This window comes from Bacillus sp. MM09(2025) (genome assembly GCF_050496725.1).
Lineage (GTDB): Bacteria > Bacillota > Bacilli > Bacillales > Bacillaceae > Bacillus > Bacillus pumilus.
In genome coordinates this window covers 527,445-540,999 of the sequence record NZ_JBNWEN010000004.1, presented here as the reverse complement: position 1 = coordinate 540,999, position 13,555 = coordinate 527,445, and the positions used below count along the sequence as shown (strand labels likewise).

The window sequence follows — 13,555 nt, the reverse complement described above, 5'->3', positions numbered from 1 at the left end:
TAAAAAACCGATCAGCACAAATGGATCGGTTTTTTTATGGTCACCACCTTTTATATGTCACGACAGGTGATTTTTCTTTATGAAGCGCACGAATCATGGCATCACCTACATGCAAATGCTCTTTCACTAATTGAGGAGGGGTTAAGGCCATCCACTGATTCAACGAAATATCTGCAAAGCGGTCACTTTTAAACATTTCTAAAAACCAAAGGCTCGTTTGACCGATATTTTGGATGTAATGTCCCATACCAAAAGGAACATATCCGACATCACCTGCTCTGTAATTAAAGGTGCGGGCAGTGCCACCGGCTCCAAAGACCGTCATTTTGGCTGTACCTGTTAAATAGTATTGCCACTCATCATTATTAGGATGCCAGTGCATTTCTCTCATGCCGCCAGGCTTTACTTCAACAAGCGCAGCTGCAATGGTTTTTGAAACAGGGAAATTCCGTGAATCGACAATGCGGACAGTTCCTCCAGAGGTCGTCAGCGGTTTTTGGCGAAGCAGCTGGTACGTAAATGGTGGCTCGATGCTTCCGTATGGATCAGATACCGTTTGGCTTTCTAATGATGCTGGTGGAGAGCCTTGAAACATGTAGCGCTGCTTATTCGGAATATCATCAAACAGCTTCTCAGGAACGCCAAAATTTTCGGAGAGAATGTTTTTCGGTGTATGGGCAAACCAGTCTGTGATGGTGAACGTATCAAATTCAGAAAAAGCGCCATCATCAAAGACTAAAAGAAATTCACACCCGTCCTCAAGTCCTTGAATGGAGTGCGGAATACCTGGCGGGAAATACCATAAATCTCCTTCTGCTACATTAGCGATCATATTTCGCCCTTCTGCATCTACAGAGGTGATACGGGCTTTTCCTAAAATCATATACGCCCATTCAGCCTGCTTATGCCAATGGAGTTCTCGCACTCCGCCTCGAGTCAGCCGCATGTTGACACCCGCAATCGTTGTGGAAACAGGCAGCTCTCGCTTCGTAATTTCTCTTGACCAGCCGCCAGGATTCAAATGCATATGTGTATCGGAATATGAAAATTTCAAGTTTGGAATGGTTCCGGCATCGGTTTTAGGTGGAACAAGCATATCGGGGTTCTCGATGTCTCGAAGGACGTCCCGCGGGCCTAGATCGGTGGCACCAGCACCATCCTCTCGAATTGGCTGCGGGATGTGACCCAGCTCACCATCCATTGATCATCCCTCCTCTTGTATCACTTTTCTCCTCCAAACTATATGAAGCTTCGGAAGAAAACATTCAATCAGGATGGGGTGAAAGAAGCATCTGAATACGTAATGCTAAGCGCAGCCTTAATGTGGCTTCAGGGTCTTTTAAGCTGATTCGAAGCAGCTCTTCACACTTTTCCAATCGATAAATGACCGTGTTGCGATGAATTGACAAACGTTTCGCTGTTTCTGAAATGTGGCAATGTGTTTCTAAATAGACAGATATGGTGTGGAGGAGGTTTTGACCAGCTTCATATAACGGATGAAGGTGCATTTGGTGAAACGTGATTAAATCCTTTCTTGGAATAAGCTTCAATAAATCTGGCACATCCTTTGCTTGATAGAAGTGTATATATTCCGGCTGTGCCGAGAGATGTCCGGCTTGAAGTGCGTCTAATGCTTCACTGTAGCCCTCAAACAGATGGGTGATGCGACAACTAGTCAAGCTCACGCCGAAGGAAATGGTGTGATTCACTTGTATGCTAACGAGCATCTGCAGCTGTTTTAAAAAAGAGAGGAGTCTGTCACTCATCTCAGACCAACTGCCCGTCTCTTCCATTAATAGAATGCCCATATCACCTTTGATAAATAAAAAGGAAGGGAAAGGAGAGCTTGGCAGTGCGCTGTCGAGCAGATCAACGACTTGATCTAATATTAGTTGCTGCTTCAAAAAATGAGTGGTCTCATGACACTGATCAAGCTGATAGATCATGCATAGATAGCTGCTATCTACATTTAATCCAAACGCCTTCGCAACGTATGCAGCGTCTTGCTGAGAAGACGATAAACCCTCTATCCATCTGCGAAACGCTTCATTTCTGGCACGCTTGGCTGTTTGCTGGGCAGTATATTGTCTCATTCGCGCAATCGAGATTTCGTGTACGGCTTGTTCAATGATGACTTGCAGTGTTTCATCCAGCGGAAGAATGAAGGAAGGGATGACCACATACTCACATGTTTGTTCGGCTAGATCAATCGGAAAGACAGAAAAGGTTTGCTTCGTATCGATTATCGAAAAATGATGGGGTGCCATGCTTTGGAAAAAAGGGAGAATGCGAATCCAATCTGGGCGCGTGATGGGCGAGTTGCCGAGAAGACGCCCATGCTGGTTACACAAATAGACAGGTTTGTGAATCTTTTCGGCGATTTTTTGCAATGTTTCAAATTGGTTATCGTCTATGTTCATATCCACTAAGTCTCCTTTATTGAGAACTAAAGTTCTTGGTGAAGATGAATAAATAAATGGACAATCACTGTTCATTTCTCTGATATATAGTATGTTATCAGCTCACATCATTTTAGATAGAATATTGTCAACTAACATGACAAACAAACAGAAATCATGATAAAATCACGCACCATCAGTCATCTTCATTCAGAATTACCGGCAAATATGATATGTTGTAGACAGAAGAATTTCTTTCAGAAAGATGGGTATGACAAGAGAAAAAGGCTTTCATGTGAGGAAGCCGTCTATACATGAAAGTGGCAAGAGGTGAGAAACATGATTTATATCGGATTAACTGGCTGGGGAGACCATGACAGTCTTTATCCGCCGAAAATCGGCAGTGCGCAAAAGCTGTTTCACTATTCGTCTACGTTTCCCATTGTGGAGCTGGATGCCAGCTTTTATGCAGTTCAGCCTGAACGTAATCATGAAAAGTGGATCAAGGATACGCCAGACACCTTTCAATTTGTCGTAAAAGCATATCAAGGAATGACCGGTCATCAGAGGGGCGAAATTCCGTTTGCTTCAAAGGAAGAGATGTTTGACGCATTTATTCTTTCATTGACTCCGCTCATTCGTGCAGGGAAATTAGCCATGGTTCTATTTCAATTTCCACCATGGTTTGATTGCAAAAAAGAGCACGTCCTTTATTTAAGATGGTGTAAAGAGAAGATGGGCGACATTCCATGTGCCCTCGAATTCCGTAACCGCACATGGTTCTCAGATGAATTTTATGAGCAGACCTTGTCCTTTATGGAAAAAGAAGGCTGGATTCATTCTGTCTGTGATGAGCCGCAAGTGGGAGAAGGCTCCATTCCGCCAGTCATACAAGCTACGCACCGTGATAAAACATTGGTTCGTTTTCACGGGAGAAATAAACAGGGCTGGCTTCACCCAGCGGATCATGAAAATTGGCGTGAAGTGCGATACTTATATTTATATAATGAATCTGAATTAAAAGAGTGGAAAAAGAATCTCGACATTCTGCATCAGCAATCAAAAGATGTCTATGTCGTGTTTAATAATAACTCCGGCGGAGATGCAGCGGCGAATGGCCAGCAGATGATTGATTTGCTGGATATTACGTATTCAAGCCTTTCTCCGAAGCAGTTAGATTTATTTAGTTAAATGAGAGCTGCGGCTTTCAACCTGAATGAGATGGTTCAGTGACAACTTGAGGGAGAGATCAACATGCTGCAGAAGCTATGGTTATATCATACAAACGACTTGCACAGCCACTTTGAGAACTGGCCAAAAATCGCAGCTTATATTGAGGAAAAGCGTCAAGTTCACGATCAGATGCTCTTGTTTGATATTGGCGACCATATGGACCGAGTGAACCTTGTGTCAGAAGCTGATTATGGAAAAGTAAATGTCAAGCTTCTCAATCAACTTGGCTATGATGGGGTCACGATTGGGAATAATGAAGGCATTACGCTGCCTCATGATCAGCTCGATCAATTGTACGAGCATGCACAATTTCCAGTGATTCTGTCTAATTTATTTGAGAAAGGCAAAAGGCCATCGTGGGCAAAGCCTTATCATATAATCCAAATGGAAAATGGACTGAAAATATGTCTCTTAGGCGTGACCATTGCGTATACACCTGTCTATGAAAAGCTGGGCTGGGAGATTACAGATCCGTTTGACAGCATACGGGACATGCTGCAGGAAGTGAAGGGAAAAGCGGATGTCATTGTGCTCTTATCCCATCTAGGTATCATCCATGATAGGGAAGTCGCCCGTGATTTTCCTGACATCGATATTATCCTAGGTTCACACACGCATCATTTGTTAGAACAGGGTGAAATGGACAGTGGAGTGCTGCTTGCATGCGCTGAAAAGTATGGGCATTATATTGGCTGTGTCGAGCTGACCATTGATACAGCGAGCAAAGAGCTCATCGAGAAAAAAGCAACGGTGCAGTCAGTGGATCAGCTGATCAGTGAATCAGATGAAGCCATCACTACTTTACAGCAAGCAGAGAGAAGAGCGAGAGCCCTCATGCAGGAAAAAGTAACCGCGATTGAGTCAAGGTTAGAAACGAAGTGGTTTGATGAATCCCCGCTTCCGCAGCTCTTAACAGATGCCATTAAAGATTGGTGCGGGGCAGATATCGGCATGATGAATGCTGGGATGGTGCTTGATTCATTAGAGGCAGGAATTGTGACTAGAGAAGAAGTCCATCGAATCTGCCCGCATCCCATTAACCCTATTCGTGTGACGCTTTCGGGTCAACAGCTCATCGAAACCGTTCGGCGTGCATGTGAAGAAAAAATGGAACAGCTGCGCATCAAGGGCTTCGGCTTTAGAGGTGAACTGATGGGCAAAATGCTGTATAGTGGTCTCACCTATACATTAGAAGAAGGCGAAACCAAACGGGTGAAGGATGTTTTTGTGCATGATCAATTGATCAATAAAGACGCTTCCTATACGGTTGGAACAGTCGATATGTATACATTAGGCTCTCTATTTCCTCATATTCGTGACCATGAACACATTGAATATTTCATGCCGGAATTTTTACGTGATGTGCTTACTTGGCGCCTGAAGGAAGCCACATGAAATCCGCTTTTGCCTAACAACACTCGCCCTCTTGTCACATAGATTGTGATGAGAGGAGTGAAGGGATTTGGTGAATTTAACACCTATTAATATTGATGGACATTCCTTTACAGCCGTCACCGTCAAACTGCCGAAGACAAATTTTATGGCAGTGACAAATGAACATGGGTATATTATGTGCGGTGCACTGGATGTCGGGCTCTTAAATGAAAAGCTTGCAGATAGAGGCATTATCGCAGGGAGAGCAGTTGGAGTGAGAACGATAGAGCAATTGCTTGATGCCCCATTAGAATCTGTGACATACGCTGCAGAAGCGTTAGGCATTACAGTTGGAACCATTGGAAGAGACGCCTTATTAAAAATGATGAAATAAAATGGAGAGATGATTCCTATCCCCCCGCCTGTCTGCATACACTTGTAATGGAGAAGGGGGGATTTTTTATTGAGAATGAACCGCCGCTATCGCCCCTATAAAAAGGGCCCTTTGCCATTCCGATACGTCATGCTGCTTGCGATCTTATTCTTTGTACTCTCAACTGTCATCAGTCTATTTTTTATTAACCGTTCCATTAAACCAACCCTTATTCACATTGCTGAACTAGAAACAGAGCGTATCGCCAATCATCTGATTCAATATTCCGTTCAAGACTTTGCAGAAGATCAGGAGAATATGAAGGATATGGTGGTCATGAATACAAGTGAGAACGGAAAAGTAACGACCATCGATTTTAATGCGCAAGCAACATCGAAAGCAATGGCTGATCTGTCACGTCATCTTCAAAAAAATTTAGAGGACATTGAAAAGGGGAATTTTCAAAAAGAGGCAAAAGAAGCATTAAAGGATCAAACAGATGGACATGACGGCATTATATATAACATTCCGCTTGGGCAAGCGTCCGGAAATGCACTCATCGCCAACCTAGGACCAAAAGTACCTGTACGCTTCAGTGTTATTGGTGACCCGCATACGGACGTTGAAAAAAACATTAAGCCTTATGGCATCAACAATGCCTTGATTGATATTAGTGTTCTGATCGAGGTCAAGGTAAGAGTCATCATCCCGTTTGCATCTGAAACAATCGTGGTTAAAAACTCAGTTCCCGTCTCCATCCAAGCCGTTCAAGGGGACGTACCAGATTATTATAATGGAAGCGGAACGAACTCAGGCGCTCCATCAATTGTTCTTCCTGAGAAAAAGGAGAAGAAAGAATAACAGCCCAACGAATGATTGGGCTGTTTTTTATTTGCGTTTCCGTTCAGCCCTTTCCCATGCCCTTAAATGAGGGTATGGATCAAAAGACCATTCAGTTCTGCCGTTGTCTTTATACATGCCATAGTGAAGATGAGGCGGAAATTTTCCTGCTGTGCCTGGAGGGCCATAACCGGAGCTTCCGACAGATCCAATGACCTGTCCGGGTTCAACAATTTGACCTGTTTTGAGTCCTTTTGCAAAGCCATTCAAATGAGCGAAGTAATGATAATGGTTATGAATATCTCGAATACCAATCCGCCAGCCGCCAAAGCGGTTCCAGCCCTTCATTTCAATCACACCATATGATGTCGCACGAACAGGAAGTCCATAATGGGCAAATAAATCCGTACCCTCATGAATTCTTCTGCCTCCAAATCCTCTTGCATCTCCCCATGTGCTCCGGTAGCTGTAGTCAGCTCCAACCGGAAGAGGGAAAGCGTGCTTTCCGAGGTCAAGATGACCATAGTGCTGATATAGCTTCATAAAAGATGAAATGATTCCAACGGTTTGATCTCGTCCATAATAGTCCCATAAAGCAATTTTTAATTGATCAATGCTGTTGCCGTAATGAAGCAAGTATTGAGCAAACGTGAATAATACATCCTCATCGTCATCGCTGCTTGCTTTTCCATCCCCGTTTCCATCAAGTCCAATTCCATCAAACACTTTAATGCTTAAAGGAGAGGTATCCTGCTTATTCGGGTTTTCAGGGCCGATCCACATTTCCCGGGGAATGTAGATGCCAATGATGCCTTTTTGTTTTGGTAAATCTCTTCTGCTTTTTCGAATATTGTGCTCATACTGATCAACCGCAGCAAGTACATACCATGGAACTTGTGTCGTGATGGCGACTTTTTCGTATAGTGCCATTCGCTGCTTCAGTACATCTGGCTGCTTGCCTTCCCCTTGTGCATGAACAGGTAAAGGGAGCATTGAAAGAGCGATCATGATGGCTAAAACCACTTTCACAAACGTCCATCTCCTTTCATCAAGCATCGTCTTCTACCGTTTAGTGTGGTTAGATCACCCTATTTCATAAGAAGAAAATGTTAGTAATTTTCTTGTGATTTTTTTAGGAGGCTTTTGGGTATTTTTGCAGCTCATTCCCTTGTTGTTCAATCTGTACTATGTTAAAGTGTCTAAAGAAAAGGCTTTAGGCCGAAGATTCAATTTTTTGCAGCTTCTTAGCTGCATCCATCGTATATAGCAGGAAGATTTTTGTAGATGCACCTTTAACGAATTCATATGGAGATGATGGAATTGGCAAAGAAGGAAGAGCACGTAAGAAAACCGGACTGGCTTAAAATTAAGCTGAATACGAATGAAAACTATACCGGTTTGAAAAAAATGATGCGGGAAAACAACCTGAATACCGTTTGTGAGGAAGCAAAATGTCCGAATATTCATGAATGCTGGGCAGTGAGAAGAACCGCTACATTTATGATCCTTGGATCTGTTTGTACGCGCGCATGCCGTTTCTGTGCGGTGAAAACTGGACTTCCAACTGAGCTTGACCTGCAAGAACCAGAACGCGTGGCAGATTCAGTAGCGTTAATGAACTTAAAACATGCTGTGATAACAGCGGTTGCAAGGGATGACCAAAAGGATGGCGGAGCAGGTGTGTTTGCTGAAACCGTTCGTGCCATTAGAAGAAAAAGCCCATTTACGACAATTGAAGTTCTCCCTTCAGATATGGGCGGCAATTACGATAATTTGAAGACGTTAATGGACACACGTCCTGATATTTTAAATCACAATATTGAAACAGTTCGCAGATTAACGCCAAGGGTTCGTGCGCGTGCTACATATGATCGTTCATTAGAATTCTTGCGCCGTGCAAAAGAAATGCAGCCCGACATTCCAACGAAATCAAGCATTATGATTGGACTCGGTGAAACGAAGGAAGAAATAATTGAAGTCATGGATGATCTTCTTGCTAACAACGTCGATATTATGGCGATTGGTCAGTATTTACAGCCTTCGAAAAAACATCTAAAAGTTCAAAAATACTATCATCCGGATGAGTTTGCAGAGCTGAAAGAAATTGCGATGTCAAAAGGCTTTAGTCATTGTGAAGCTGGACCGCTTGTGCGCTCTTCCTACCATGCAGATGAACAAGTAAACGAAGCGTCTAAAAAGCGTCAGGCGCAAGCATAACAAAGAAAACGCCAGATCTCTCTGGCGTTTTTTCTCTTGTTAATTTTGTCCGTAAGGGGCGTTTCTTCTCATGGTACGGTCGGAATTCGTCATACCATTTGCATCTTCTTTCGTAGAAATATCTCCGCCTTGAGGGGAATATTTCATTTGTTGAATTGTTTTGGTTAAGATTTGATCAAAATCACGTGAATTGGTTTGAAGACGTGAAAAATTGGCAATGGATTGAAAGTGCTCTGGATTATCAGAGACGTATACATGATAATAACGAGGGAGAACAGAAACCGCCGTCTTCTTTACTTGATCGGCAGATTCATCCCGGTTTTTGTTTCCTGTACGATACACAATGAGTGCATCCTCATCTGTCACAAGTGTTGCTGCATCTTTGATGTTTGGCAGCTGCACAGTTAAACTTGTAATAACGTGGGCAAGATGTTCGCGATTTATAGCAGGTGTTCTTTCTTTCTGATCCGTTACTTGCTGGCGCTGATAACGAACATACCCTGCTCTGTTTGTGTCTGCTTCTGGCATGTTGGAATTATTTCCTTCATGACGATCCGACAGACGGATGGTTTTACTTGAAGAATCTTCATCCACTTGCCGGTTCATACCTGATTGAAAGCCGCACCCGCCTAAAAGCATGCTGAGGAGAATCGCGGCTGTCAGTTGTTTCTTCATAAATGTGACCTCCTTTTTTCTTTAGCTTCGGCTAAATCGGAAAAAACATGCTTTAGCAATTGATGGAGTTCTTCCAATGAATTATCATTAAAGATGGATCGTTTAAAAAGAGGTGAGAAGATGATCGTCATTCAGAATGCTACTTTTGATCTTGTAAGAGAGATTAAAGACGGTTTTGATGAAGAAGCGTTTAAAGCAAGGTACTCAGATATTTTAAATAAGTACGATTATATTGTGGGGGACTGGGGCTACAATCAGCTGAGATTGAAGGGGTTCTTTGATGACCAAAACCAAAAGGCCACATTTGATACAAAAATCAGCACACTCGATGAATACATTTATGAATACTGTAATTTTGGCTGTGCCTATTTTGTCTTAAAACGAATCAGAAAATAACGCAAAGGGGAGCGTCATGATGTATTTCGTAGACAGAAAAAAGATTGAAGAGACATTACGTTTTTTCGAGGAGCAATATGAGCTGATGCAGAGTCATCAAACATGGACAAGTCCACTAGAGAAAAAAGCGCTGGAACGAATTGTTCATGTGCTTGTCGAATGTATTCTTGATACGGGAAATGACATGATTGATGGCTTTATTATGCGTGATCCAGGAAGCTATGATGACATCATGGATATTCTTGTTGATGAAAAGGTTGTACCAGAAGAGGAAGGCAGTCAGCTGAAAAAGCTTGTCTCGTGCCGCAAAACACTTGTACAGCAATACCAAGAAGTGGTTCATCACGACTTGCTGCAGGTGATCAGCGAGGTTGAGCATGCGCTACAGGTTTTCCCAAACCGCATCCGTACCTACTTGGAGCAAGAGCTTGGCCCAGTATCAGCGTTTAAATAATCCATTGGAGTTGTGAGCATCATGAAATACAAAGGCTATTTAATTGATTTAGACGGAACAATGTATAAAGGAACAGAAAAGATCGAAGAAGCAGGTCAATTTGTTCAAAAGTTAAATGAGCTGAACATTCCCTACTTGTTTGTCACGAATAACTCGTCACGCACGCCAAAGCAGGTAGCGGAAAAACTCGTTTCATTCGATATCCCAGCAACAGAAGAACAAGTCTTTACAACAAGCATGGCAACAGCCAACTATATTGCCGAACAAAAGAAAGACGCGTCTGTTTACGTCATCGGTGAAGAAGGAATCAAGCAGGCCATTGAAGAAAAAGGGCTGACGTTTGGTCAGGAGGACGCTGATTTCGTAGTTGTTGGAATTGATCGCAGCATTACATATGAAAAATTCGCAGTAGGTGCGATTGCCATCCGTCAAGGCGCACAATTTGTCTCAACAAATGGAGACATTGCCATTCCAACTGAAAGAGGGCTTCTGCCAGGGAACGGCTCGTTAACATCTGTATTGACCGTGACCACTACCGTCAAGCCAACATTTATCGGGAAGCCAGAATCGATCATCATGGAACAAGCCATGCGGGTGCTCGGGACTGATGTGTCCGAGACGCTCATGGTGGGTGATAACTATGATACAGATATTATGGCAGGGATGAATGCAGGAATGGACACATTGCTCGTTCATACAGGCGTGACAACAAAAGAGCTGCTTCAGAAATATGATAAACAGCCAACCTATGTCATTGATTCATTATCAGAGTGGATTGAGCGATTATCATAAAAAAAGAGGACAAGCGCGTTATGCGCGCGTCCTCTTTTTTGCTTCATTCCACATTTCTCGCACTATGTGCCAGCCTGCTTGATGCTGCAGCAGCAATGGCGCCGACAATGTCATCTAAAAAGGTATGGCACTGCCCTGTGGATTTATCGTTCAGTGTCTCGAGAATTCCTGGTTTTTCTTTATCGATATATCCGTAATTCGTAAAGCCGATCGAACCATAAATGTTGACGATAGCAAATGATAAAATTTCATCAACGCCATACAGGCTTTCGTCTGTTTCTAGAATAGACTGAAGCGGCTCGGTCAGTTTTTTTTGCTCGGCTAGTACGTCTAGTTCGACACCAGTTAATATCGCATTTTGGACTTCTCGTTTTGCGATGACACGCTCCACATTGTGGATGCATTCTGTCATGTCTAAGCCAGGATGATATTTTTCCTGTAAAAAGTAGACAAGGTCTGCTATATCTTGAATGGATACGCCTCGTTCTTGTAAACGGCGTCTTGCTGTTTTTTCTACTTCGTTCATCTCATGATGATGCGGCATATATTCCTCACCCAATCCTCGTAATTTGTCCACAACGTGTAAAAAGCTTCGGATAGTAAATAGTATTCATAAATCCCTCAACCTGCGACTACGATATGATAAGAGATCGATCATATGAACGCAGGTGAAAACATGAAAGAAACCATTTATCACACATTTGGTATTGATGTGCGTCAACTTATGCCATATGGCAGTTATCAGAGCTTTCAAACGTCGGAGGCTCTCTTTATCATTGTTCCTGTGTCTCATTTGCGAGAAGAAGAACTCACAGAGCTGTTTCATATCAGTCAGTATTTACTGAATGCCGGAGACCCATACGTCGCTGTGTTTGAATTAACAAATGAAGAGAAGCCCACCTTTACTCATGGAAAGGAGCTGTATGCCTTATTGAAGGCAGCACCGCCGATCTCAAGCCGCTCGTTTCAACAGGCGTCAGAGCTGGCGGCCTTTCATGTCAGAGGAAGAGGATTTCCATATGAGGTGTCTGAAACAAAACGTGTGGGAGCCTGGAAGGAATTATGGGCAAAACGGTTAGATCAGCTTGAAGGCTTTTGGATGCAGCAAATGCATCAAAAACCACTAGAACGGTTTGAAAAAAAATTTATCGAATCCTTTCCGTATTATCTTGGATTAACGGAAAACGCCATTCAATATTTAGTGGATACTGAGCTAGATGATGAACCGAAAGAATGTGACTCAGGCACTGTCTGCCACCAGCGTTTTTCGCGGAGGACATGGCCGGATGAGCAGCCGCTTCGTTTACCTGTAGATTGGGTCTTTGATCATCCAACCCGGGATATTGCCGAATATTTAAGAGAAACCTTTGTCCAGCATAAGGAAGATTTAATTGAAGAGGGCTTCTCCTTTCTTCAGCAATATGAGCAGGTAACACCACTTTCTTCTTTTTCTAAGCGTTTGCTATACAGCCGCTTGTTGTTTCCGCTTCATTATTTTGAAATTGTGGAAGGCTACTACATGTCGGGAGAAAATGAAAAATCATATTATGAAGAACGGCTAGATTACGTCTTAAATGATGCCAATCGCTATGAATACTTTCTCAAGGTCTTTCAAGAAATGAGTGCCATGCGAAGCGGCGGGAGCCTCATTCCACCTGTTGGCTGGATCACAGGTCCACTGATTTGAAGTTTCCGTGAACAGTTGAAACGTCTCTTTTCTCTTGAGGCGTTTTTCGTTATGCTTAAAGAAATCAATCAAAGGAGTGTTCTTCTTGACGAAACCTTATGTCTATATCACAAGAAAGCTGGATGAAGCATCACTTACACCACTAAAAGAAGTCGCTCATATCGAGATGTGGCCGAGCGAAGAGGAGCCATGTCCACGAGAAGAATTAGAAAAACAAGCAGCGAAAGCGGATGCGCTTCTCACCATGCTGTCAGATCAAGTAGATGAAGCCCTTTTATCAAAGGCTCCACATGTTAAGGTCATCGCAAACCTTGAAGTGGGTTATGACAATATTGATCTTGAAGCCGCTAAAAAGCGCAACATCACCATTTGTCATACGCCTGATGTATTAACAGAATCCACGGCTGATTTAGCCTTTGCCCTTCTAATGGCGTCAGCTAGACGGATTGTCGAGGCGAGTGATTGGGTGAAGGACGGAAACTGGACAGGCTGGGGACCGCTTCTTCTTGCAGGAGCTGATATCCATCATAAAACCCTTGGAATTGTCGGCATGGGCAGCATCGGAACAGCGCTTGCCAAGCGGGCAGCAGGCTTTGACATGAAGGTGCTGTATCATAACCGGTCAAGAAAGCCAGAGGCAGAAGCGCAGTTCGGCGTGACCTACGCGGCTTTTGAGGATTTGCTCACGCAGTCTGATTTCATCGTCTGCCTGACACCGTTAACCCCAGAAACGAAAGATATGTTTAATGAAAAGGCATTCGATCTGATGAAGAACTCTGCTTATTTTATTAACGTATCAAGAGGACAAACTGTGGACGAGGATGCTTTATATGAGGCAGTCACGACAGGAAAAATTGCCGGCGCTGGCCTGGATGTATTTAGACAGGAACCTGTCAGCCCATCTCATCCGTTAACAACATTACCTAACGTCACGGTTCTCCCTCATATTGGAAGTGCAAGTGTTGAAACGAGAAAAACGATGATGCGTTTATGTGCTGAAAATATTGCGCTTGTCCTACAAGGTCAGCAAGCTAAAACGCCGGTTCGCTCATCATATTAGGCTCCCTGAGTTTCGGGAGTTTTTCTGACAAAAATATTTTGAAAATATAGAATCT

General features: G+C 43.2%; 15 protein-coding genes. 10 read left to right on the top strand and 5 right to left on the bottom strand.

Annotation, left to right across the window (positions count from 1 at the left end):
• Positions 1-40: 40 nt before the first annotated feature.
• Positions 41-1,201 (bottom strand): oxalate decarboxylase family bicupin, encoded by a 1,161-nt coding sequence (locus ACQYAC_RS09180; protein ID WP_429943150.1) that lies wholly within the window; start codon positions 1,199-1,201, stop codon positions 41-43.
• Between the two features lie 64 nt (positions 1,202-1,265).
• Positions 1,266-2,420: a PucR family transcriptional regulator gene (locus tag ACQYAC_RS09175; RefSeq protein ID WP_429943149.1), complete on the bottom strand. Its 1,155-nt coding sequence runs from the start codon at positions 2,418-2,420 to the stop codon at positions 1,266-1,268.
• Positions 2,421-2,738: 318 nt separating this feature from the next.
• Here ACQYAC_RS09175 and ACQYAC_RS09170 point away from each other — a divergent pair, with 318 nt between their 5' ends.
• The 4 genes from ACQYAC_RS09170 (at position 2,739) to yunB (ending at position 6,240) form a co-directional block, all read left to right on the top strand.
• Positions 2,739-3,590, top strand: coding sequence for a DUF72 domain-containing protein (locus ACQYAC_RS09170; RefSeq protein ID WP_429943148.1), 852 nt, complete (start codon positions 2,739-2,741; stop codon positions 3,588-3,590).
• 63 nt (positions 3,591-3,653) lie between these two features.
• Entirely contained in the window at positions 3,654-5,027 is a 1,374-nt protein-coding gene (locus ACQYAC_RS09165) for a bifunctional metallophosphatase/5'-nucleotidase (protein ID WP_429943147.1), read from the top strand.
• Between the two features lie 67 nt (positions 5,028-5,094).
• Positions 5,095-5,400, top strand: a complete 306-nt coding sequence (locus ACQYAC_RS09160; RefSeq protein ID WP_061409521.1) for a YunC family protein — start codon at positions 5,095-5,097, stop codon at positions 5,398-5,400.
• Between the two features lie 75 nt (positions 5,401-5,475).
• Positions 5,476-6,240: a sporulation protein YunB gene (gene yunB, locus ACQYAC_RS09155; RefSeq protein WP_044140941.1), complete on the top strand. Its 765-nt coding sequence runs from the start codon at positions 5,476-5,478 to the stop codon at positions 6,238-6,240.
• Positions 6,241-6,267: 27 nt separating this feature from the next.
• On the opposite strand, the gene ACQYAC_RS09150 is transcribed toward yunB, so the two are convergent.
• Complete coding sequence (locus ACQYAC_RS09150) at positions 6,268-7,212, bottom strand: M23 family metallopeptidase (RefSeq protein WP_234034838.1); 945 nt, start codon at positions 7,210-7,212, stop codon at positions 6,268-6,270.
• A 327-nt stretch (positions 7,213-7,539) separates the two neighbouring features.
• On the opposite strand from ACQYAC_RS09150, the gene lipA reads away from it, so the two are divergent.
• Positions 7,540-8,436 (top strand): lipoyl synthase, encoded by an 897-nt coding sequence (gene lipA / locus ACQYAC_RS09145; protein WP_034317455.1) that lies wholly within the window; start codon positions 7,540-7,542, stop codon positions 8,434-8,436.
• Positions 8,437-8,475: 39 nt separating this feature from the next.
• Here lipA and ACQYAC_RS09140 read toward each other — a convergent pair whose 3' ends face one another.
• Positions 8,476-9,111, bottom strand: coding sequence for a YhcN/YlaJ family sporulation lipoprotein (locus ACQYAC_RS09140; protein WP_429943146.1), 636 nt, complete (start codon positions 9,109-9,111; stop codon positions 8,476-8,478).
• Positions 9,112-9,231: 120 nt separating this feature from the next.
• On the opposite strand from ACQYAC_RS09140, the gene ACQYAC_RS09135 reads away from it, so the two are divergent.
• The 3 genes from ACQYAC_RS09135 to ACQYAC_RS09125 are packed head-to-tail and all read left to right on the top strand — an operon-like array spanning position 9,232 to position 10,753.
• Entirely contained in the window at positions 9,232-9,507 is a 276-nt protein-coding gene (locus ACQYAC_RS09135) for a YutD family protein (RefSeq protein ID WP_008346837.1), read from the top strand.
• A 19-nt stretch (positions 9,508-9,526) separates the two neighbouring features.
• Positions 9,527-9,961 (top strand): DUF86 domain-containing protein, encoded by a 435-nt coding sequence (locus ACQYAC_RS09130; RefSeq protein WP_058013758.1) that lies wholly within the window; start codon positions 9,527-9,529, stop codon positions 9,959-9,961.
• An 18-nt stretch (positions 9,962-9,979) separates the two neighbouring features.
• Positions 9,980-10,753, top strand: a complete 774-nt coding sequence (locus ACQYAC_RS09125) for a TIGR01457 family HAD-type hydrolase (RefSeq protein ID WP_144461935.1) — start codon at positions 9,980-9,982, stop codon at positions 10,751-10,753.
• A 43-nt stretch (positions 10,754-10,796) separates the two neighbouring features.
• Here the strand turns inward: ACQYAC_RS09125 and ACQYAC_RS09120 are convergent, their stop codons facing one another.
• Positions 10,797-11,297: a phosphatidylglycerophosphatase A family protein gene (locus tag ACQYAC_RS09120; protein ID WP_058013760.1), complete on the bottom strand. Its 501-nt coding sequence runs from the start codon at positions 11,295-11,297 to the stop codon at positions 10,797-10,799.
• A 132-nt stretch (positions 11,298-11,429) separates the two neighbouring features.
• Here ACQYAC_RS09120 and yutH point away from each other — a divergent pair, with 132 nt between their 5' ends.
• Both yutH and ACQYAC_RS09110 read left to right on the top strand, forming a co-directional pair.
• Positions 11,430-12,440 (top strand): spore coat putative kinase YutH, encoded by a 1,011-nt coding sequence (gene yutH / locus ACQYAC_RS09115; protein ID WP_058013907.1) that lies wholly within the window; start codon positions 11,430-11,432, stop codon positions 12,438-12,440.
• Positions 12,441-12,525: 85 nt separating this feature from the next.
• A complete protein-coding gene (locus tag ACQYAC_RS09110) occupies positions 12,526-13,500 on the top strand; it encodes a 2-hydroxyacid dehydrogenase (protein ID WP_429943145.1) in 975 nt (324 codons plus the stop codon).
• Positions 13,501-13,555 lie beyond the last annotated feature (55 nt).